Origin of the sequence: Roseibium limicola, assembly GCF_017313085.1 — a bacterium.
GTDB classification, from domain to species: domain Bacteria; phylum Pseudomonadota; class Alphaproteobacteria; order Rhizobiales; family Stappiaceae; genus Roseibium; species Roseibium limicola.
This window is the reverse complement of the sequence record NZ_JAFLNF010000001.1, coordinates 566104-586258: the sequence shown is the minus strand read 5'-3', so window position 1 is coordinate 586258 and position 20155 is coordinate 566104. Positions and strand designations below refer to the sequence as shown.

General features: G+C 57.1%; 21 protein-coding genes. 8 read left to right on the top strand and 13 right to left on the bottom strand.

Features of this window, described 5'->3' with window-relative positions:
- Window positions 1-8 precede the first annotated feature (8 nt).
- Both J0X15_RS02570 and J0X15_RS02565 read right to left on the bottom strand, forming a co-directional pair.
- The gene (locus tag J0X15_RS02570) at window positions 9-440 is read right to left on the bottom strand and encodes a tripartite tricarboxylate transporter TctB family protein (RefSeq protein WP_206937964.1); all 432 of its coding nucleotides are present in this window, start codon (window positions 438-440) and stop codon (window positions 9-11) included.
- A gap of 116 nt (window positions 441-556) precedes the next feature.
- Window positions 557-1546 (bottom strand): Bug family tripartite tricarboxylate transporter substrate binding protein, encoded by a 990-nt coding sequence (locus tag J0X15_RS02565; RefSeq protein ID WP_206937963.1) that lies wholly within the window; start codon window positions 1544-1546, stop codon window positions 557-559.
- Window positions 1547-1739: 193 nt separating this feature from the next.
- On the opposite strand from J0X15_RS02565, the gene J0X15_RS02560 reads away from it, so the two are divergent.
- The 4 genes from J0X15_RS02560 (at window position 1740) to J0X15_RS02545 (ending at window position 5132) form a co-directional block, all read left to right on the top strand.
- Entirely contained in the window at window positions 1740-2411 is a 672-nt protein-coding gene (locus tag J0X15_RS02560) for a response regulator (RefSeq protein ID WP_206937962.1), read from the top strand.
- Window positions 2404-3807 (top strand): sensor histidine kinase, encoded by a 1404-nt coding sequence (locus J0X15_RS02555; RefSeq protein WP_206937960.1) that lies wholly within the window; start codon window positions 2404-2406, stop codon window positions 3805-3807. The genes J0X15_RS02560 and J0X15_RS02555 overlap by 8 nt, the downstream gene beginning before the upstream one ends.
- Window positions 3807-4874: an ABC transporter substrate-binding protein gene (locus J0X15_RS02550; protein WP_206937958.1), complete on the top strand. Its 1068-nt coding sequence runs from the start codon at window positions 3807-3809 to the stop codon at window positions 4872-4874. Before J0X15_RS02555 ends, J0X15_RS02550 begins: the two co-directional genes overlap by 1 nt.
- A 69-nt stretch (window positions 4875-4943) precedes the next feature.
- Entirely contained in the window at window positions 4944-5132 is a 189-nt protein-coding gene (locus tag J0X15_RS02545; RefSeq protein WP_206937957.1) for a hypothetical protein, read from the top strand.
- 53 nt (window positions 5133-5185) lie between these two features.
- Here the strand turns inward: J0X15_RS02545 and nqrF are convergent, their stop codons facing one another.
- Genes nqrF through J0X15_RS02515 form a run of 6 tightly spaced genes read right to left on the bottom strand, consistent with a single transcriptional unit; the run spans window position 5186 to window position 11053 of the window.
- Window positions 5186-6409, bottom strand: coding sequence for an NADH:ubiquinone reductase (Na(+)-transporting) subunit F (gene nqrF / locus J0X15_RS02540; protein WP_206937956.1), 1224 nt, complete (start codon window positions 6407-6409; stop codon window positions 5186-5188).
- A 15-nt stretch (window positions 6410-6424) separates the two neighbouring features.
- Window positions 6425-7033, bottom strand: a complete 609-nt coding sequence (nqrE, locus tag J0X15_RS02535) for an NADH:ubiquinone reductase (Na(+)-transporting) subunit E (RefSeq protein ID WP_206937955.1) — start codon at window positions 7031-7033, stop codon at window positions 6425-6427.
- Window positions 7033-7686: an NADH:ubiquinone reductase (Na(+)-transporting) subunit D gene (locus J0X15_RS02530; protein WP_206937954.1), complete on the bottom strand. Its 654-nt coding sequence runs from the start codon at window positions 7684-7686 to the stop codon at window positions 7033-7035. The genes nqrE and J0X15_RS02530 overlap by 1 nt, the downstream gene beginning before the upstream one ends.
- Window positions 7686-8504: a Na(+)-translocating NADH-quinone reductase subunit C gene (locus J0X15_RS02525; RefSeq protein WP_206937953.1), complete on the bottom strand. Its 819-nt coding sequence runs from the start codon at window positions 8502-8504 to the stop codon at window positions 7686-7688. Before J0X15_RS02525 ends, J0X15_RS02530 begins: the two co-directional genes overlap by 1 nt.
- Entirely contained in the window at window positions 8497-9705 is a 1209-nt protein-coding gene (locus tag J0X15_RS02520) for an NADH:ubiquinone reductase (Na(+)-transporting) subunit B (protein WP_206937952.1), read from the bottom strand. Before J0X15_RS02520 ends, J0X15_RS02525 begins: the two co-directional genes overlap by 8 nt.
- A gap of 4 nt (window positions 9706-9709) precedes the next feature.
- Window positions 9710-11053: a Na(+)-translocating NADH-quinone reductase subunit A gene (locus tag J0X15_RS02515; RefSeq protein ID WP_206937951.1), complete on the bottom strand. Its 1344-nt coding sequence runs from the start codon at window positions 11051-11053 to the stop codon at window positions 9710-9712.
- A 306-nt stretch (window positions 11054-11359) separates the two neighbouring features.
- On the opposite strand from J0X15_RS02515, the gene J0X15_RS02510 reads away from it, so the two are divergent.
- Together J0X15_RS02510 and nqrM are read left to right on the top strand one after the other, a co-directional pair.
- Complete coding sequence (locus J0X15_RS02510) at window positions 11360-12391, top strand: FAD:protein FMN transferase (protein ID WP_206937949.1); 1032 nt, start codon at window positions 11360-11362, stop codon at window positions 12389-12391.
- A 62-nt stretch (window positions 12392-12453) separates the two neighbouring features.
- A complete protein-coding gene (nqrM, locus tag J0X15_RS02505; protein ID WP_206937948.1) occupies window positions 12454-12690 on the top strand; it encodes a (Na+)-NQR maturation NqrM in 237 nt (78 codons plus the stop codon).
- A 33-nt stretch (window positions 12691-12723) separates the two neighbouring features.
- Here the strand turns inward: nqrM and J0X15_RS02500 are convergent, their stop codons facing one another.
- From J0X15_RS02500 to cyoA, 5 genes are all read right to left on the bottom strand, one after another.
- Entirely contained in the window at window positions 12724-13464 is a 741-nt protein-coding gene (locus tag J0X15_RS02500; protein WP_206937947.1) for an SURF1 family protein, read from the bottom strand.
- 24 nt (window positions 13465-13488) lie between these two features.
- On the bottom strand, window positions 13489-13869 hold the full coding sequence (gene cyoD / locus J0X15_RS02495) for a cytochrome o ubiquinol oxidase subunit IV (RefSeq protein WP_206937946.1): 381 nt from the start codon (window positions 13867-13869) through the stop codon (window positions 13489-13491).
- Window positions 13866-14498: a cytochrome o ubiquinol oxidase subunit III gene (cyoC, locus tag J0X15_RS02490; RefSeq protein ID WP_206937945.1), complete on the bottom strand. Its 633-nt coding sequence runs from the start codon at window positions 14496-14498 to the stop codon at window positions 13866-13868. The genes cyoD and cyoC overlap by 4 nt, the downstream gene beginning before the upstream one ends.
- On the bottom strand, window positions 14495-16528 hold the full coding sequence (gene cyoB / locus J0X15_RS02485) for a cytochrome o ubiquinol oxidase subunit I (RefSeq protein WP_206937944.1): 2034 nt from the start codon (window positions 16526-16528) through the stop codon (window positions 14495-14497). Before cyoB ends, cyoC begins: the two co-directional genes overlap by 4 nt.
- A 75-nt stretch (window positions 16529-16603) precedes the next feature.
- On the bottom strand, window positions 16604-17719 hold the full coding sequence (cyoA, locus tag J0X15_RS02480) for a ubiquinol oxidase subunit II (RefSeq protein WP_206937943.1): 1116 nt from the start codon (window positions 17717-17719) through the stop codon (window positions 16604-16606).
- Between the two features lie 336 nt (window positions 17720-18055).
- Between cyoA and J0X15_RS02475 the strand changes: the two genes are divergently transcribed.
- On the top strand, window positions 18056-19345 hold the full coding sequence (locus J0X15_RS02475) for an MFS transporter (protein ID WP_206937942.1): 1290 nt from the start codon (window positions 18056-18058) through the stop codon (window positions 19343-19345).
- Between the two features lie 203 nt (window positions 19346-19548).
- Window positions 19549-20073, top strand: a complete 525-nt coding sequence (locus J0X15_RS02470; RefSeq protein WP_206937941.1) for a CBS domain-containing protein — start codon at window positions 19549-19551, stop codon at window positions 20071-20073.
- Window positions 20074-20155 lie beyond the last annotated feature (82 nt).

The window sequence follows — 20155 nt, the reverse complement described above, 5'->3', positions numbered from 1 at the left end:
AAACTCCGTCAGAAGCCAAGAGGGCCCTTGGCCAGCGAAAGACCAAGCACGAGGTGGAAGACGACATAGATGCCGAGAGACGTGGCGATGCCAGTGACAAGCGATGACAGGGGCGCGGTGCCAAGGCGCCAGGTCAGATAGCTGGCAGCAACGGCGGTGGCGATGACAAAGCCGATTTCCGGCAGAACATTCGCATAAAGGACCATGACGAGAACGGCCGCGCCAATCTCAAGCAGGCGCGGGAGCTCCGGCCAGCGTGGTTCGGGGTCCGGCTTCAAGAGGATGACAATGGATGCCATGGCAAGCACGGCAGCGATGATCAGCGGAAAAGCTTTCGGGCCGACAGCGTCAGACAGGAAGCTTTCTTCGATGATCAGCGCGGCCCAGGCATAGCCAATGGCCAAGGCAAGTCCGATCACCCCGAATATGCGGTCACTCATTGGACGTTCTCCATCCCCCGGGGTTCCTCTGGCGGGAACCTCCCCATTATTTTGCGAAAAAAGGGCCGGAACACGCCACTCGTGCGGTTTCCGGCCCTGAAGGTTAGCAGGTCGGCTTACTTGATGATGCCGATTTCGCGGGAGATCGACTGGATCTGAGCCACGGAGTTAGAGACGAATTCCTGGAATTCGGCTCCCTGCAGGTCGAGTGGTGCCAGGCCGTTTGCAGCCATGGTCTCTTTCCACTGATCACTCGCATAGAGCTCGCCAATCTTGGAAACCCATGCTTCGTATGCGTCGTCGGACATGTTGCCCGGTGCGTAAAAGCCGCGCCAGTTTGCGCCGACGGCGTCAACGCCCTGTTCCTTGGCAGTCGGGAACTTGGAGAATTCGCCCGGCAAACGGTCCGGCGAAAGAACAGCGATTACCTTGATGTCGCCGCTGTCAACGAAGCCTTTGGCCTCGGAGATGTCGCCGGTGAAAGCCTGAACGGATCCGGCCAGGAGCTGGGTCACAGCTTCTCCGCCACCATCAAATGCGATGTACTTGACCTTGCGCACGTCTTCGATGCCATAGGCATTGGCTGCGATGAGAACCTTCAGGTGATCCCAACCACCAACGGCTGAACCGCCGGCGACAGAAACGGACGTCGGGTCGTTCTTGATCTGGTCAAGCAGTTCGGTCAGCGTGTTGACCGGGCTGTCGGCAGCAACTGCAATGACGCCGTAGTCAGCGCCGACGGCTGCGAGCCAGCGGACCTGATCCATCGTGTTTCCCGGGAATGCACCCTGAGCAAGACGTGTGGCCGTTGCGGAAGAAGCTGCAACGATCAGGTCATTGTCATCGTTGCGCTTGTTGATGACTGCAGCATAGGCAACGCCACCACCGCCACCAGCCAGGTTCACGACCTGCATCGTGGTGTCGATCAGGCCGAGATCCTGCAGGGATTTGCCAACCTGGCGGCAGGTGAAGTCCCAGCCGCCGCCCGGGTTCGCAGGAGCAATACATTCCGGGTTCTCCGGCTTGTAGTCGGCTGCGGATGCGGTGAATGCAGACGCGCCAAGGAAAGCGGCCGCGAGAAATGCGCGGCTGATTTTGAATGCCATGATGTGTTTCCTCCACATGGTGCGACCCTTGATTGGGCCGGATTTTTCCGCCAGACCACTTGAAGGTGGTGTCCTCCCGGCGGGGGTGGGAGGAACTTTAGCTTCTTAGCCTGTCACCAAGCTGTCACCGCGGGCTAATCTGCTTGCAAGGCGAGTTCAGTCTTGGCACTAGAAAGAGCTGGAGGAGAAAACAGTGCGTCTGTTGCTCGTGGAAGATACCTTTGACATGGCGGAAGCGATCATGATCCGCCTTGAAAGGTCCGGTATTGCCTGTGACCTGGGTAGGGACCTGTCGCAAGCCAGAGAGTTTCTGGCAGTGCAGAGTTATGACGTTGTTGTTCTCGACATCAATCTCCCCGACGGGCGCGGCACCGAGCTTCTGAAAGAAATGCGTGCGCGGGGCGACCGGACACCAATCCTTGTCCTGACGGCAGAGTTTTCCGTCGATGACAGGGTGTCCACTCTAAATTCCGGGGCTGATGACTATCTTGTCAAACCTTTCGATCACCGTGAGCTGGAAGCCCGGGTGCGGGCGCTGTACCGCAGGGAAGCTGGCGACAAGGCGGAAGACATCCTGCTCGGGCAGCTGAGCTTCAACGCGACGGCGCGTGTCGTGCGAAAAGACGGAACGCCGCTGCCTTTGACGCGTCGTGAGTTTACGCTTCTGGAAGTTCTGGTGAGAAACCGCGGCAAGGTGGTCAGCAAGGAACGTCTGTTCGAGGGGATTTTCAGCTTCGACGATACAGATGTCGGAATGAATGCTGTCGAATTATACGTCGCGCGCTTGCGCAAGAAGCTTGGCGAAAGCGGCATCAGGATCGCGACCCAGCGTGGCCTCGGCTACAGGCTAGAGGTCGATGGTTGATCTAAGAACATCCCTGACCACCATGTCCTTGACCGCGCGTGTGGCAATTGGCGTTCTGTCATTGCTGCTGGTGGGTGGGCTACTGGTGTCTGTGGCAGCCTTTGCCTATGGCCGGCAAGCAGCGCAGGAAGCGTATGATCGACTGCTGCTGGGCGCCGCAAATGACATTGCCTCATCCATCACGGTTCAGAATGGCATTCCGCGCGTCATTTTGCCGATATCGGCGTTTGAGCTTCTGGCTCTGGCACCGGATGACCGGATTGGATATCGGGTGATCGGCGTCGACAGTCAGACCCTGACTGGCTATTCGGAAATTACGCTGCCGGAGAGCCGGAGCCGTGCGGCCGTGTCCGATTATTTCGATGCGGAGTTTTATGGGGAACCGGCGCGCTATGCAGTTGTCTCACGCAGGTTTGCCGAACGCACTCTGAATGGCACGGTAAAGGTGATCGTTGGCCATACGTTGAAGGCCCGCAATGCGCTGGCTTTCGATATTACGCGCAAGGCGCTCTACGTCGTCGCGGCCTCCGCAATTGCGATGCTGCTTTTGGCAGCCGTCGCCGTTCGCTCGGCGCTGAAGCCGCTGGAGCGGCTTGCGGATCAGCTGTCTCGCCGCGACCCGCACGATCTGACGCCCATGGACACCCGCGTGCCGCGCGAAGTAGCGATGATGGTCACCGCCGTGAACCGGTTCATGGAGCGGCTGGACCGACAGATGGGCTCGATGCGGCATTTGATTTCAGACACGGCACATCAGCTCCGAACGCCGGTTGCGGCGATGCGGGCTCAGGCAGACTTGTTGGAAGAAGAAGAGGATGAAATCCGCAAGAAGCGCATTGTTCAACGGATCCACGATCGGTCGATCAATCTGGGTCGGCTGCTTGATCAGCTTTTGAGCCGGGCGCTGGTGGTGCATCGCGTGGACAGCGTCAAACGGGAAATGCTGGATCTGCGCGATATTGCGGTCGATATCTATGAGGAGGGGGACTATTCGGTCCTCGCCCCACAGGCCGATGTCCACCTGCAGGTTGATGATGGCCCGGTGCTCGTTCTGGCTGACAGTCTCTCCTTGCGAGAGGGCCTCAAGAACCTTCTGAACAATGCGTTGAAACACGGAAAGGCGCCTGTGACCCTCGGGGCGTCGATTGAAGCGGGGCAAGCGGTCCTGTGGGTTCAGGACGCTGGGCCGGGGCCGGATTCCAATGTTCTCACTCAGATTGGGGAACGGTTTAATCTGTCTTCACGACCTGAAAGCAACAGCGGGTCTGGTCTGGGCTTGGCCATTGTGCAGTCGGTGGCTGATGCTTTTGGAGGTGCTTTGCGGATGGGGTCTGTTAAACCTGCGGGTTTTCGTGTCGCGATGGTTTTTGCACTGGCCGAGAAGGAGAAAGCGTGATGCCGCGCAGATTTTTCTCCAGTTGGGGCGGGGCACTTCTCGTCGTCCTCTGTCTTGTCGGGCATGCGGGGGCTCAGGAGGCGGTCAGTTTTTATGGTGAGGAGAGGATCGGCCGCCAGTTGCTGATCCGCTCCACTACGGATATCAGCATCTTCGGTCCGGTTCTGGAGGCCTTTGCCGCAGAAACGCCGGGCGTGTTCGTGCGCTACGAGCAATGGGGCTCGAACGAACTTTTCCGGCAAACCCTCAAGGCCTGTCGGGAGGGGGGGGCAGTCGCGGATGTGGTGATCAGTTCCGGCGTCCATCAGATGGTCAAACTGGTCAATGACGCCTGCGCGCAGTCTTATCGCTCGAGCCGCACCGAAGCTTTGCCGGAAGATCTACGTTGGAGAAATGAGCTCTGGGGGATCACTCGAGAACCTGCGGTGATCGTTTACAACAAAGAATTGGTGGACCAGCAGGATATACCGAAGACCAGGTTTGACCTATTGGATTTGCTGCGCCCGTCAAGAAACCGCTTTACCGGCCGCGTCGCGACCTATGACATCGAGGCTTCGGGGCTCGGCTATCTTTTTGCATTCGCTGACTCTCTTGAGGCGACAACCTTTGGGGCGCTGCAGGAATCCTTCAGTAGAACCGGTGCTATTTCGACCTGCTGCTCGACGGATATCATTCGGGCCGTCGCAGAGGGGCAGTACCTCATGGCGTACAATGTTCTCGGGTCTTATGCGCAGGGATACCAGCAGACGGACGACAGGATTGGTATCACCCTTCCCAGCGATTATACGTTGGTGCTCTCACGGGCAATGATGATCCCGAAGGGCACGACACACTTTGGAGAAGCGACGGCTTTGCTGGAGTATCTGCTGTCGAACGATGGGGTCATTGCTCTGCGAAAGTCCTTGCTGATCTCGCCTTTGTTCGATGGTGAAAACGAGACGGGCGAAGGCTTGCCGTCGACAGCGCAACGGACAATCGGGTTGTCTCCCGCCCTGCTGGTCAGTCTAGACGCGCAGACTCGCAAGGCCTTTTTGCAGCGTTGGCGGTCAACGTTCCCGGCGCCTTAGGCCAATTGGCAGGCACAATGTGGCCTGACCGCAAACAGTGCCGATACGGCATAGCAAATGGATAGACACGTGTTCGACGGTTTGTATCTCACCCCGATAACGGGATCATTGCTTCTTTTTCTGGTTGTCAGCTGCGGACATCTGTACCGCGACAACTGGAAGAAGGAATCGGAGGGATGGCGGCTGCGTTCCTGGCTGTTCGGTGTGCCTGCCGGGGTTGGCCTGCTGATGCTGGCGTTCATCCCGCTCAAATTCTGAACATAAAAAAACCGGCGAAGTTCGCCGGTTTTTTGTTTCGTAATCGGGCCTTATCAGCCGCCGAAGTCATCCAGCATGATGTCTTCGCGATCGACGCCGAGGTCGACCAGCATGTTGATGACCGATTGGTTCATGATCGGAGGGCCACACATGTAGTATTCACAGTCTTCCGGCGCAGCATGATCCTTCAGATACTCGTTGAAGAGCACATTGTGGATGAAGCCGGTGTAACCGTCCCAATCATCGTCAGGCAGCGGGTCGGAAAGCGCGACGTGCCATTCGAAGTTCGGGAATTCGGCAGCGAGCTGATCGAAATCCTCGACGAAGAACATTTCACGCTTCGACCGGGCGCCGTACCAGAAGGTGATCTTCCGGTTGCGGTTTTCGAGCCGCTTGAGCTGATCAAAGATGTGACTGCGCATCGGTGCCATGCCGGCACCGCCGCCGATGAAGACCATTTCTCTCTCGGTTTCGCGGGCGAAGAACTCGCCGAAGGGGCCGGAGATGGTGACCTTGTCACCTGGCTTCAGGTTGAAGATGTAAGATGACATCTGACCCGGAGGAATGCCCTCGGAACGCGGCGGCGGGGAGGCCACGCGGACGTTGAGCATGATCATGCCCTTTTCATCCGGGTAGTTGGCCATCGAGTAGGCGCGTTCGATCGGAACATCGACTGTGGAGTTGTACTGCCACAGGTTAAACTTGTCCCAGTCCTCGCGGTACTCTTCCTCGACATCGAACTCCTTATAGGAGAGCTTGTGTGCGGGAGCTTCGATCTGAATGTAGCCACCAGCACGAAAGTTGACGTCTTCGCCTTCCGGCAGGTCCAGGATCAGGGCCTTGATGAAGGTCGCGACGTTTTCGTTGGAGCGCACGGTGCACTCCCACTTCTTCACGCCGAAGACTTCTTCGGGAACGACAATGTCCATGTCCTGCTTGACAGCCACCTGACAGGACAGTCGGTCGCCACAGGCAGCTTCACGCTTGGTGATGTGCGATTCTTCCGTTGGCAGAATGGAGCCGCCGCCGGATTTGATGCGAACGCGACACTGCGCGCAGGTGCCGCCGCCGCCACAGGCGGAAGGCACGAAGAGCTTCTGTTCCGCCAGGGTCTGCAGCAACTTGCCGCCGGCTGGGACTGCAATCGTCTTTTCACCGTTGATGGTGATGTTGACGTTGCCGGTCGACACCAGCTGGCTGCGGGCCAGCAGAATGATCGTAACGAGGCCGAGAACGATGACCGTGAAGAGGGCGACGCCCAGGCTAAATGTTTCCATGATGAGCGGCCTCCCTTAAAGCTTGACGCCACTGAAGGACATGAAGGCCATGGCCATCAGTCCTGCGGTGATGAAGGTGATGCCGAGGCCCTGCAGCCCGTCTGGCACATCCGAGTACTTCAGCTTTTCGCGAACACCGGCCATTGCGGTAATGGCAAGCGCCCAGCCAAAGCCGGATGAGACGCCATAAGTGGTTGCCTCGGCAAAATTGTAGTCGCGTTCCACCATGAAGAGCGAGCCACCAAGGATGGCGCAGTTCACGGTGATCAGCGGCAGGAAGATGCCGAGGGCGTTGTAGAGAGCCGGCATGTACTTATCGAGGAACATTTCCAGGATCTGCACGATGGCTGCGATCACGCCGATGTAGGAGATCAGACCCAGAAAAGTCAGATCCACATCGGGGAATCCAGCCCAGGCCAGCGCGCCCGGCTTCAGCAGGTAAGTCAGCAGCAGGTTGTTGGCCGGTACGGTGATGGCCTGAACGATCATCACGGAAATGCCAAGACCAATGGCTGTTCCGATCTTCTTTGAAACGGCGATGAAGGTACACATGCCGAGGAAGAAGGAGAGAGCCAGGTTTTCAACGAAGACTGCTTTGACAGCGAGTGCGATCAAGCCTTCCATCAGTGAGCCTCAACGGTTTGGATCTTGAATTCACGCTCTTCAACCTGCGCGGTCTTCCATGTGCGGAAGGCCCAGATCAGAAGACCGATCACAAAGAAGGCGGATGGGGGCAGCAGAAGCAGGCCGTTCGGCACGTACCAGCCACCGTTGTTGACGGTTTTCAGAATGGTGATGCCAAACAGCGAGCCGGAGCCGAAGAGCTCACGGATCACGCCAACGAGCATCAGGATGAAGCCATAGCCGAGGCCGTTGCCGATGCCATCGATGAAGGAGGCAATTGGCGGGTTCTTCATGGCGAAGGCTTCCGCGCGGCCCATCACGATGCAGTTGGTGATGATCAGCCCGACGAAGACTGACAGGGTCTTGGAGATCTCGAAAGCAAAAGCTTTCAAAACCTGATCGACGAGAATTACCAGAGACGCAATGATCACCATCTGCACGATGATGCGGATCGAACTGGGGATCTGGTTCCGCAGCATCGAGATGAACATCGAGGAGAAGGCCGTGACGGATGTCACGGCAAGCGCCATCACGAACGCCACTTGAAGCGACGAGGTGACGGCGAGGGCTGAACAGATACCGAGAACCTGGAAGGTAATCGGGTTGTTGTCGACCAGTGGATCGACCAGGAGCTCTCTATGCTTCTGGGCCATCAGATCTCTCCTGCTTTGAGGTTTGCCAGGAAGGGTTCATAACCTTCGCTCCCCATCCAGAAATTCACGAGGTTGTCGACACCACGGGAGGTGAGCGTCGCACCGGCGAGGGCGTCGACGTAGAAGTCCTTGCCTGCAGCCGGGGGGGCCTTGGCCACGGTGATCTGCAAGGTGCCGTCGTCGTCGCGCAGCTTTTTGCCACGCCACAAGGCTTTCCAGCGCGGGTTGTCCACCTCTGCGCCGAGACCCGGTGTTTCAGCATGCTCGTAAAACTGCAGGCCGTAGATTTCATTGCCGTCTTCTTCAACGGCAATGAAGCCATACAGCGTGGACCACAGACCATATCCATGGATCGGCAGAATGACCTTGTCGATCGCTCCGCTGTCGTCGCGCAGCAGGTAGACGGTCTTGAAGTTCGCCTGACGTCCGATCGAGGCGGGATCATCCGTCAGAGCGTGGCTGATCTCCGGATTGTCGGAAGCAGCACGATCATCAAACGTCCGCGGGTCGAACTGGCCGGTGAACTGGCCTGTTGCGAGATCGAGAACCTGTGGTTCAAACGCTTCGAAAGCCTCTGCAACGTCAACGCTCGGATCGTAGACACCTGCGACCTGCAGAATGTTGATCCGCTTGTCGCGAAGCTTGTTTTCTTCCTGGATCGGTCGCAGGGACACAGCGGCGATAGACACCACCATGCTTGCGAACAGACACAGGGTGACCGCGACGAAAAGCGTTTTGGGCGTGGAATCCGGCGGGAGATCCAGGAATCTCCTCAACGGACCCTTCGGGGTTCCAGTATTAGCGGAGCCGTCAACCATGGCGACGCACCCTCCGTTTGATGTTCGCCTGTACGACGAAATAGTCAATGAGCGGAGCAAAGACGTTGGCGAAGAGGATTGCCAGCATCATTCCTTCCGGGAAAGCCGGGTTGATGACACGGATCATCACCACCATCACACCGACCAGTGCGCCATAGAAATAGCGTCCCAGGTTGGTGTGGGAAGCAGAAACAGGCTCCGTCACCATGAAGGCCAGACCGAAGGCATAGCCCCCAATCACGAGATGCCAGTACCACGGCATGGCGAACATCGGGTTCGAGTCCGAGCCGACGGTGTTCAGCAGCAGCGAGAAGCCGATCATTCCAGCGAGGCATCCGACGATGAGGCGCCAGTTGGCGATCTTTGTGGCGAGCAGGAAGGCCAGGCCGATCAGGCAGGCGAGGGTCGATGTTTCACCGAAGCTTCCCTGGATGGTGCCGATGAAGGCATCGATCCAGGTGATCCCGGCTGCCGGAAGCATCTGATAGCCATCGGCTGCGGAGACTGCCAGCGCGGTTGCGCCAGAGAAGCCATCGACCGGCGTCCAGATGCTGTCGCCCGACATATAGGCAGGGTAGGCAAAATACAGGAATGCACGGCCGGTGAGGGCCGGGTTCAGGAAGTTCTTGCCCGTACCGCCGAACACTTCCTTGCCGATGACGACACCGAAGGAAATACCAAGCGCGACCTGCCAGAGCGGAATATCCGCCGGGAGGATCAGCGTGTAGAGCATCGATGTGACGAGGAAACCCTCGTTCACTTCATGCCGGCGAATGGTGGCAAAGACGACTTCCCAGATGCCGCCCGCCACAAGCGTGGTGACGTAGATTGGGAGGAAATACAGCGCACCATGGAAGGCACTGGCCAGAATGCTGTCCGGGTTCAGACCGATCCCCAGCATCTGGATCAGCGCGATGCGCCAACCCGTTGCCGCTTCTGGTCCGAGTACGGCCAATGCAGAGTTGGCCTGCATGCCTGTGTTGTACCAGCCGAAGAGGATCGCCGGAATGGTGGCGATGACCACGTAGGTCATGATCCGCTTCATGTCGACGTAGCTGCGCACATGCGGTGCGGCAGTCGTAACCGTCTTCGGCGTGTAGATGAAGGATTCGACCATCTCGTAGAGAGGGAAGAAACGCTCGTATTTTGCGCCTTTTACGAAATGCGGCTCAATACGGTCGAAGAACTTGCGAAGCCCCACCGGATCAGCCCTCCTTCTCAATTTTTTCAAGGCATTCCCGAAGGGCTTGCCCATATTCATACTTCGCAGGGCATGCAAAGCCGATGAGTCCGAGGTCTTCTTCATCCAGCTCAAGTGCGCCCAATGCCTGTGCGGTATCGGTGTCCTTGACGAGCAAGGCCCGCAGCAGTTGGGTTGGCAGATAGTCCTGCGGCATGAGTTCTTCGAAGGTGCCCAAAGGAACCATTGCGCGGCGGCCACCGTTCAGGTTGCTGGTCAGCGCATAGAGCTTCTTGCTGAATGCGGAGCCAAGCACGGGTTGAATGGCGAATTTACCGGGCATCGGACGGATCCAGCCAAGCGGGATCTGTTCCTTGTCTTCTTCGATGAGTGTAATCTGACGATGGTACCGGCCGAGGTAAGCATTAGGGCCTTCAGCAGCGCGGCCGCTCAGGACCGATCCGGAAACGACCCGCAGAGGCGCCGTGCCCTCGGCTTCGTCGGCAATCAGATCTTCGGTCGAAGCGCCTGTGATTGTTTCCACCAAACGCGGCTGTGAAGCGAGCGGACCGCTCAGCGCGATGACCTTGGTCGGATCCAGGTACCCCGTGCGGGTGAGAGCGCCGATCGACAGGACATCCTGATAGGAAATTGTCCAGACCGGAGTGTCGCCCTTTGGCGGCGTCAGAAAATGCAGATGCGTACCGGCGAGGCCTGATGGATGCGGACCGGTAAAACCGACCTGTGTCACCTGGGAGGCGTTGCCAAGGTTCACCTGCAGGCTTTCCGACTGGCATAGATAGGTCGGGCCGTCGGTCAACCGGGAGACAACGGAAAGGCCAGCCTCGAAGTCGTCCTTCCGGGCTGAAATGATCAGATCCGGGTCGCCTGCCAGAGGTTCACTGTCGAGCGCATTGACATAGATCGCCAGAGGGCGAGATGTGTGGTGCGGAATCTTTGAATAGGGCCGCGTGCGGAACGCACCCCAAAGGCCTGCTGCACACAGCTTGTCGGCAATGTCGGCAGCACTGGCATCAGCCGCGATTGTGCCAAAGTCGATGCCCTTGTCGGCCGCGTCTTCGACATCAATGACGATGCTCTGCAAGACTCGGCGAGCGCCACGGTTGATTGCGCGTACACGACCGGTAACCGGAGAGACGATGACCGCTTCCGGATCGTCCTTCTGGCAGAACAACGGGGCGCCACGCTGAACGGCGTCTTGTTCCTGAACCAGCATCTTCGGCTTGAGACTGACATAGTCAGCGCCGAGAAGGCCGACGGAGCGAACCGGGCGGCCCTTGTGTATCTTTTGCTCCGGAGCTCCCGTAATGGGCAGATCCAGACCCTTTTTAATTCTGATTACATTCATCTCTAGGCCAAGACGGTCCTCTGGAGAGCGCGGGATTAGGTTCTCGTCACGCGATGTTGGAGGGAGCAACTGGCTGAAGCTGTTTGCTGGTTGTCACCATTACCCATTTATGGGGCATAAAGCGCATTTCCACCTTAAAAAACAACTAGCGTTTTTGAGAAAATGAAGATATCCAGCCATCAAAGATGCCAGTGCATCAGATTTGATGCCTATCATGGTCCCCGTTAGATTTCACGCGAAATTACCATTCGTTTGAACCGGCCATAAATCTTTGTGGCCCTGCAGCAATTCAAAAGATGCCGCACCATGCGTATACTATCCGCCGCTCTGCTTACACTGTCCCTGGTCGCTTGTTCGGGTGAAGAACCTGCGAAGACTGTTCGTCTCTCTGGAAAGACCATGGGGACGACTTTCAATATTACCGCATTGGCGGTTCCTTCCGGTGTAACGGAAGAAAAGCTGTCCGCTGAGGTGGAAGCTGTGCTGGCGGATGTAAACGCCAAGATGTCCAACTGGGATAAGGCCTCGGAAGTTTCCCGTTTCTCTGCGTCTGAGAGCACCGAGCCGTTCAAGGTATCCGGCGACTTCGTTACGGTCATGCGGGCAGCGAATCAAGTTCATGAGCTAAGTGACGGCAAATTCGACGTGACGCTCGGGCCGCTGATCAGCCTGTGGGGCTTCGGCCCGCGCCAGCCTGAAGATCCGGTTCCTCAAGATGCTGCAATCGAAGAAGCTCTCGCCTTTGTCGGGCAGTCGAAGCTGCTTTCTCTGGATGAAACCGCATCGACGGTGACAAAATCTGCACCTGAGGTCGGGATCAATCTGTCGGCCATTGCCAAGGGCTTTGGCATTGATGCTGTCGCGGCGAAGCTGAAGTCGCTGGGTATCGACAGCTACATGGTTGAAATCGGTGGCGACCTCGTCACGGCCGGTGAAAACGAAAAGGCCGAGGCCTGGCGTATCGGCATTGAAAAGCCGGAACCGGGCGAAAAGGCAATTGAGTTGATTGTTCCGGTGATGGATAAAGGACTGGCGACGTCCGGCGATTATCGTAACTTTGTCGAATTTGAAGGCAAACGCTATTCCCACATCATCGATCCGACCACGGGACGGCCGATTACCCATTGGACCACCTCGGTCAGTGTTGTCACAGACAACGCCATGATGGCCGATGCCTGGGCGACAGCGATGCTGGCGCTCGGAAACGAGAAGGGTCTGGAAGTCGCCGAGGAGCAGGGACTTGCCGTCTATTTCATCTCACATGATGGCAGCGGCACAAATGGGTCCTATATTACACAGGCAAGCACCGCTTTTGAGGCGCTTCTGAACACCAAATAAATTCCCGGCTTTTCGCGTCACAGCGCAGCTTGGAAGCGGTCGCAAAGGGACCTTCAGGATCAATGGCTACCTTCCTCCTCGCATTTGTTCTTCTGGTTTTGGTTGTCGCCGGAATGGCGCTTGGCGTCATTTTCAAGGGACGGACGATCAAGGGCAGCTGCGGCGGCTTGAATGCCATCTCGGGCACTGACAAATGCGTCGTGTGCAAGAAGGACATTGATCCGGACAGCCCCTTGATCGAGAAACTGCAATGTCCGCGCGCCCGGAAGATGCTGAACAATATCGATCAGCCTGCATAGGCCGTTTCGACGTTTCTTTTTCCCCGAATTTCATCATTCGGCATCGCTGCCGCGCCTGGAACGCGCCAGCCAGATGATGTAGCCGATAGCCGCAGTCAGCCCGAGTGCCATCGCATACCACGTCAGCGCATATTGCAGATGGTTGTTGCGGAAACTGATCTTTGTCAGCCCGCCGCGTGGGCCGTCTGCGGATGAAGCATCCCGTTCGGCGTCGATGAAATAGGGTGCCGGGGCGGCCAGACCCTTGTCTTGCGAGAACGCATCGACATCGCGCGAGAACCAGTGGTTCTGAGCTGGGTCATTGTCCTGAAGCAGCGTCCCAACAGGTTCACTCAAGCGCAAAAGGCCGATGATGGTAACCTTGCCCGTCGGGCGAGGTGCCTGGTTTTTCAGGTCTCGGCGCGGTGGGGGCAGGAAGCCACGGTTGATCCAGATGATTTCGCCGTTTTGCCGCTGCAACGGGGACATGATCCAGTAGCCCGGACCCAGGTCAGTGACGGCCTTTACCGAGATATCCATGTTTGGCAGAAAGCGACCGGTCGCCCTGACCCGCAAATAGGCGTGGGTCTCTGCGCTGACAGTAGGCCAGCGGTCCCGTGTGGGCGCTGTTTCGGGGGCGCCATGCGCCCGGGTTTCAACAGCCGTGACGAGAGCGTTTTTCCAGGTCAGCCGGCGCATCTGCCAATTGCCCAGAAGTATAAGGCACGCGATGGACAGCGCGCCAAGGGCGAGGAGAAACAGGTTTGTCCGCCGGCGTTTCCGCCAATCCGTCATGTGTTTCTCCTCGCATTCCGCTGTTTATGGCAGTTGCTTGACCTGTTCGATCTGGTCGTGCGACGGCATCATGTTTTCATCCAGGTGGTACATCACCCAGACCGAGCCTGACAGTACGATCACGACCAGCAGGACCGTGAACGACAGGGACATGACCAGCCATCCTTCTTCTGCACGAAAGGTGACATGCAGGAAGTAGAAGATGTGCACGATCATCTGGACAGCGCCAAGCGCGAAGACAATGCCGATGGCCAAGGTCTTGTTGTCAAAGACATCGCCCAGAACGAGCCAGAACGGGATGACGGTCAGGACGACCGACAGGATGAAGCCGACCATGTAGGACCGAAGGGTCCCATGACCCCCGCCATGGTGGTTGTCATGGGTGGAGTTGGACGAGGCGCTCATACGAGAACTCCTGCGAGATAGACAAAGGAAAACACCCCGATCCAGATCAGGTCCAGGAAGTGCCAGAACATGCTCAGGCACAGCACTCGACGCTTGTTCTCCGGCGTGATCCCATGCAACTGCAACTGAGTCATGAGAACCACGAGCCAGATGCAGCCAACGGTGACGTGCAGGCCATGGGTGCCGACCAGAGCATAGAAGGACGACAGGAAGGCACTCGCCATCGGTGTCGCACCGAGGTGCCACAGATGGGTGAATTCCTTCACTTCAAGGCCGAGGAAGGCCAGTCCGAAAAGCCCGGTGACGATCAGCCAGAGCTGCATTCCCTTCAAGTCGCCTTTCTCCATTCGCAGAACGGAGAAGCCGTAGGTGATGGAGGAAAACAGCAACATGAAGGTCGAGACGAGGATCATCTCGATCTCAAACAGGTCTGCCGGGGAGGGGCCCGCAGCGTAGTTCTGACCCAGCACGGCATAGACTGCGAAGAGCGACCCGAAGATCAGGCAATCGCTCATCAGGTAGACCCAGAACCCAAGCATGGTTCCGGTTTCATGATGATGCTCTTCGCCGTCATGCTGCTCGGAGCGGACATAGAACTCGACGGCGTCAGCGGATTGTTCAGTGCTCATGACTCTTTCGCTCCCGCAATCAGAAGTTGGGACCGCCCGCCTTCGATCTTGGCCACTTCGTCCGCCTGGACGTAGTAGTCGCGATTGTAGTTGAAGGTGTGGTCGATGGCGTAAGCGACGGTGACGATCAATGTCACGAGCGCCAGCCACCAGATGTGCCAGATCAGTGCGAAGCCCATCACGGTGATGATGCCTGCCATAATGATGCCAGTCGCCGTGTAACGGGGCATATGGATGGGCTCGAAGTTCTCCGTGGGACGTTCATAGCCTGCCGACTTCATATGCCACCAGGCATCGATCTGATGCACCTTCGGCGTAAAGGCGAAATTGTAATACGGCGGCGGAGATGATGTTGACCATTCCAGCGTCCGGCCACCCCAGGGATCGCCTGTGGTATCGCGCAAGGCATCCTTGTTGCGGATGCTGACGAAGAGCTGGATCAGGAACGCACCGATACCGGCGGCAATCAGCAGCGCTCCAAGCAGAGCGGTGATGAAGTATCCGGAGTAGAACGTGTCCTCAAACTGACTGAGGCGGCGTGTGACGCCCATCAGGCCGAGGACGTAGAGCGGCATGAAGGCCAGGTAGAAACCGACAACCCAGCACCAGAAGGAGACTTTGCCCCAGAATGGTTCCAGTGTGAAACCGAAGGCCTTCGGGAACCAGTAGCTCATGGCGGCAAAGACACCGAAAACAACGCCGCCGATGATCACGTTGTGGAAGTGAGCGACCAGGAACAGGCTGTTGTGCAGCACATAGTCTGCCGGTGGTACGGCGAGCAGTACGCCGGTCATTCCGCCGATCACGAATGTCAGCATGAAAGCGATGGTCCACATCATCGGCAGTTCGAACCGGATGCGCCCCTTATAGAGGGTGAACAGCCAGTTGAAGAGCTTCGCACCCGTCGGGATCGAGATCACCATGGTGGTGATGCCGAAGAACGAGTTGACATCGGCTCCGGCTCCCATCGTGAAGAAATGGTGCAGCCAGACCAGATAGGACAGAATGGTGATCACCAGGGTCGCATAGACCATGGAAGTGTAGCCAAACAGACGCTTGCCGCAGAAGGTCGCGACGATCTCGGAATAGACGCCGAAGACCGGCAAGGTGAGAATGTAGACTTCCGGGTGCCCCCAGATCCAGATCAGGTTCACATACATCATCGGGTTGCCGCCGAGATCATTGGTGAAGAAATGGGTGCCGAGATAGCGGTCGAGGGACAACAGAACCAGTGTTGCCGTCAGAATCGGGAAGGTGGCGACGATCAGGATGTTGGTGCACAGAGCGGTCCAACAGAAGATCGGCATCTTCATGTAGTCCATTCCCGGCGCACGCATCTTGACGAGGGTGACCACCAGATTGATGCCGCTCAGTGTTGTCCCGATGCCTGCGATTTGCAGAGCCCAGATGTAATAGTCGACACCGACGCTGGGACTGAACTGGATGCCTGAGAGAGGCGGATACGCCAGCCAGCCGGTTGTTGCAAATTCACCGACGAACAGCGAGATCATCACGAGGACCGCGCCTGATGTTGTCAGCCAGAAGCTGAAGTTGTTCAGGAACGGGAAGGCGACGTCTCGGGCGCCAATCTGCAGGGGCATGACGAAGTTCATCAAGCCCGTGATGAATGGCATGGCCACGAAGAAGATCATGATCATGCCGTGTGCGGTGAAGATCTGATCGTAGTGGTGCGGCTCTAGATAGCCAGCACCGCCGCTCGCCGTCCAGGCCTGCTGAATGCGCATAAGCAGCGCATCGGCAAAGCCGCGCAGCAGCATCACAAGTGCGAGCACCATATACATGATGCCGATTTTCTTGTGGTCGATGCTGGTGAACCATTCGCTCCACAAATACCGCCAGACGCGGAAGTAGGTCAGGATCCCGAGAACGGCGAGGCCGCCCAGGACAACAGCAATGAAAGTTACGAGAACCACGGGCTCCTGAAACGGGAAGACGTCCCACCCCAGTTTCCCGAAAATTGGATCCCAACGGGAGTAATCCACTCCCTCGGAGAGATGTGCACCTGCCATATTGTCCTCAATATGCTTCGCGGACGCCGGGGGTGCTCAGCACGCCGTCTCGGCAGTCCGACAGAGGTTTGTTCTTCAGTTCTTTTCAGTCGCGTGTCGGCGCTGCGAAGCGTCGGGCAGTCCGAAGGCATTCAGATCAAGTTTGACCAGAGAAAGTTTGCGCGTCCCGGTTTCGGAGACTGCTGCATTTTCCGTGCCCTGCAGGCCAGTCAGAAGACCAGCAGGATTGTCGGAAGTGCAGATGCCGGCGAAAAGCTCGCGCATGGTCAGACCTTTCAGACCGCCGCCGCCCAGGGCGTCCACCATCATCATGTCGTTCTGGCAGAGCTCATTTTCGTCAACACATTGGTTGATGACCGCAGTCCACAGCTCCGGGTCGACGGATCCGTAATAGGTCACCGGGTGGGAGATCGTCGGCTGATCAAGTACCAGGAACTCGTGCCTGCCGAGATCCTGCTCAGCGCCGTCACGCACCTTGTCGACCCACTTTTCGAACCCGGCATCGTCGATACCGTGAAACTTGAAGTTCATGTGCGTGAAGCCGAGGCCACTGTAATTGGCACCGAAGCCCTTGAACTCACCCGGATGGTTGAGGACGGCGTTGAGTTCCGTCTGCATTCCGGCCATGGCGTAAATCTGTCCAGCGAGCGCGGGAATATAGAGCGAGTTCATCACTGTGGAGGAGGTGATCTCGAACCTGATCGGCCGGTCGACGGGGGCTGCTGCCTCATTGACTGTGGCAATGCCATATTCAGGATAGATAAACAGCCATTTCCAATCCATGGCGACGGCCTGGATGACAAGGGGCTCAACCGTCTCGTCAATGGACTTGTCGACGGAGATCCGCGAGAGAGGCTGGTAGGGGTCAAGTCGGTGTGTGGCGACCCAGGTCAGGCCTGCCAGACACAAGATGATTGCCATCGGGACTGCCCAAATGACGATCTCGAGACTGGTCGAATGATGCCAATCAGGCTCATAGGCTGCTTCCTTGTTGGAAGACCGGTATTTGATGGCGAAGAAAACCGTCAGGGCCATGACCGGCAGAACGACAATCAACATGAGAATCGTTGCGTAGACGATCAGATCGCTTTGTTGCTGCGCGATGTCGCCGGAGGGGGACATCACAACCATGTTGCAGCCGCTAAGCAGTGACGCCACGGTGAGGAGGAGGGCGTGTTTCACAAACTTCATGGGATCAGATCTTGCACAAGGGCTTATGGGAGAAGCGGTTAGTTTTTTCTGTAAACCATTGGTAAACAACGTATAAATTTCTTATCACGTTGCCATTCTTTCGCTTTTATAAGAACAGCCACAACGACGCAACGTGCTATTGCGTCGCAGCAAAATCTGCAGGAAATGATTTGGAACTTGTCGGCGTCCGTGAGATATGGCGCTATTATCAGTTCTAACGTTGCGCTTTGAAGCTGCTGTTCGACACAGTACTCGGCGCTGCACAAGTGGCCGGTCAGGATACCAACCAACCGGCATTTGCCTTGCAACTCTGTGCGCCCGTAAGGGAGGAAACCAATGGAAGTCGCCTATAACGAAAAGCCAGTCACGGACGGCGAGCGCCGTCAGGTGTTGGATGAGCTTCTTGTCACCGTCATCATGGCGCGGGTGACCGATCACTTCGGCTTTTTCGTCTACGCCTTTGCTTCGGTTCTTGTGTTCCCGCAGGTGTTCTTTCCGGAAGTCTCGCGGGAAATGGGGATCCTTTATTCCTTCATGATCTTCCCGCTGGCCTTTCTGGTGCGTCCTATCGCCAGCCAGGGGTTCAAGTATCTGGAAAGAAGCATTGGGCGATCGGGCAAGATCACCGTGGCTCTGGTTGTTCTATGCGCCTCGACAATGGCGATCGGCTTGCTGCCGAGCTACGCCTCTGTCGGCATAACGGCGCCGGTGTTGCTTGTTCTTCTGCGGATCGGGCAGGGCATTGGACTGGGTGGGTCCTGGGATGGTCTGACCTTGATGCTGCAGAACAATGCTCCGGAAAATCGGCGCGGCTGGTATGCGATGATCCCGCAGCTTGGCGCACCTATTGGCATGTGTGTGGCTGTGGCGATCTTTTACGTTCTGACTGGCTTTCTGACGGAAGAAGAGTTTGTTCAATGGGGCTGGCGTTGGCCATTCTTCGCAGTTTTGGCGGTGAATGTCGTATCGCTTTTTGCTCGCCTTCAGCTGATCCATTCCGATGACCATGCGGTCATGAAGGTGGATCAGGAAATGAAGCCGAGCCCATTCTTCGAAATGCTGTCCGTGCATTGGCGTGACGTGCTGCTGGCGACTTTCCTGCCCCTGGCAAGCTACGCGCTGATGCATATGGTCTCTGTGTTTCCTCTGGCTTATGCCTATCTGGAAGCGGGACAGCCGATCTCGGAATTCCTGCTTCTGGTGTTGATCGGTGGAGCAGTGTTTCTTCCCGGTGTGGTCTTGTCGGGCGTTCTTTCCGACCGCTTCGGGCGCCGTCGGATGCTGGCTGTGACTTCCGTGCTCATCGGGGCTTACAGCTTTCTGATCACCAATCTGTTCGAGACCGGGCAAGCCTACCTGTTCATCGGGTTCTTCCTGCTGGGGCTGTCTTATGGTCAGGCGAGTGCCATCCTGCCGAACCGCTTCCAGAAAGCTTATCGCTACACAGGCAGTGCGCTGGCAACCAATCTGTCGTGGATTTTCGGCGCAGCCTTTGCACCGCTGGTGGCAATGTCATTGACGCTTGAATTCGGATTGGCCTCAGCTGGATATTATCTTTTGTCTGGGGCGCTGGTAACGCTGGTCGCGCTGACTGTGCTGCACTACCGCGATAAAAAGACGGTCTGAGCGGGAAGAATTCCCTCATTCCAGTAAGACGTTTGAACGGGGATGGCGACAACGCCATCTCCGTTTTTGCTTGGAAAGGCGGCTGTCGGAAAGCTAGACGTGCGAAAAAACTTCCCGCAAGGTCAAATTAAATTCCGTCTCCGTGAAACCTGACGTAAGCTCAAGCGTCATTTAGCTGAAGCAGAATAAAGGGAGATCACCTGATGGCACCCAGTTCCTATCAGCAGCCTTCACGAGGCGACAAAAAACCGGGCAAGACGGTCAGCCAGTCGGTTGATACCAACATGCCGTCTGAAACCAGCACAGTTGCCAAAATCCTGGAGAGGAAAGGCAAGGTGGTTATCTCTGTTCGTCCGGGAGATACCGTAGCGACCGCAGTCGGCATTCTTCGCGAAAAGCATATTGGCGCGCTTCTGGTCGTCGACGAAGCAGGCGCGCTGATCGGCATTTTGTCGGAGCGTGACATTGTGCGCAAACTTGCCGAGACACCTGGGCAGACCTTGCCGCAGCTGGTCGAGGGGCTGATGACCCGTGACGTGGTGACCTGTGATCCGGCTGATACGCTGGATTCTGTCCTCAAGGGCATGAATGACGGGCGTTTCCGCCATATGCCTGTGATCGAAGCCGGGAAGCTGGCTGGCATGATCAGTATCGGCGATGTGGTCAATCAGCGCTTGCTCGAACTTGAATATGAAAGCCTGCAGATGAAGCAGATGATCGTCGGCTGATTTTTAGATCTGACAGTTATGATGCTCTGAAATCCATGAATGCCCCGCTTTTTTGAAAGTGGGGCATTTGTTTTTGGGCCCG

Bases quoted from the DNA above. Each gene is read 5' to 3' on its own strand.
- J0X15_RS02570 (WP_206937964.1), bottom strand. From the start codon at position 440: ATGAGTGACCGCATATTCGGGGTGATCGGACTTGCCTTGGCCATTGGC.
- J0X15_RS02565 (WP_206937963.1), bottom strand. From the start codon at position 1,546: ATGGCATTCAAAATCAGCCGCGCATTTCTCGCGGCCGCTTTCCTTGGC.
- J0X15_RS02555 (WP_206937960.1), top strand. From the start codon at position 2,404: ATGGTTGATCTAAGAACATCCCTGACCACCATGTCCTTGACCGCGCGT.
- J0X15_RS02550 (WP_206937958.1), top strand. From the start codon at position 3,807: ATGCCGCGCAGATTTTTCTCCAGTTGGGGCGGGGCACTTCTCGTCGTC.
- nqrF (WP_206937956.1), bottom strand. From the start codon at position 6,409: ATGGAAACATTTAGCCTGGGCGTCGCCCTCTTCACGGTCATCGTTCTC.
- nqrE (WP_206937955.1), bottom strand. From the start codon at position 7,033: ATGGAAGGCTTGATCGCACTCGCTGTCAAAGCAGTCTTCGTTGAAAAC.
- J0X15_RS02530 (WP_206937954.1), bottom strand. From the start codon at position 7,686: ATGGCCCAGAAGCATAGAGAGCTCCTGGTCGATCCACTGGTCGACAAC.
- J0X15_RS02525 (WP_206937953.1), bottom strand. From the start codon at position 8,504: ATGGTTGACGGCTCCGCTAATACTGGAACCCCGAAGGGTCCGTTGAGG.
- J0X15_RS02515 (WP_206937951.1), bottom strand. From the start codon at position 11,053: ATGAATGTAATCAGAATTAAAAAGGGTCTGGATCTGCCCATTACGGGA.
- J0X15_RS02510 (WP_206937949.1), top strand. From the start codon at position 11,360: ATGCGTATACTATCCGCCGCTCTGCTTACACTGTCCCTGGTCGCTTGT.
- nqrM (WP_206937948.1), top strand. From the start codon at position 12,454: ATGGCTACCTTCCTCCTCGCATTTGTTCTTCTGGTTTTGGTTGTCGCC.
- J0X15_RS02500 (WP_206937947.1), bottom strand. From the start codon at position 13,464: ATGACGGATTGGCGGAAACGCCGGCGGACAAACCTGTTTCTCCTCGCC.
- cyoD (WP_206937946.1), bottom strand. From the start codon at position 13,869: ATGAGCGCCTCGTCCAACTCCACCCATGACAACCACCATGGCGGGGGT.
- cyoC (WP_206937945.1), bottom strand. From the start codon at position 14,498: ATGAGCACTGAACAATCCGCTGACGCCGTCGAGTTCTATGTCCGCTCC.
- cyoB (WP_206937944.1), bottom strand. From the start codon at position 16,528: ATGGCAGGTGCACATCTCTCCGAGGGAGTGGATTACTCCCGTTGGGAT.
- cyoA (WP_206937943.1), bottom strand. From the start codon at position 17,719: ATGAAGTTTGTGAAACACGCCCTCCTCCTCACCGTGGCGTCACTGCTT.
- J0X15_RS02475 (WP_206937942.1), top strand. From the start codon at position 18,056: ATGGAAGTCGCCTATAACGAAAAGCCAGTCACGGACGGCGAGCGCCGT.
- J0X15_RS02470 (WP_206937941.1), top strand. From the start codon at position 19,549: ATGGCACCCAGTTCCTATCAGCAGCCTTCACGAGGCGACAAAAAACCG.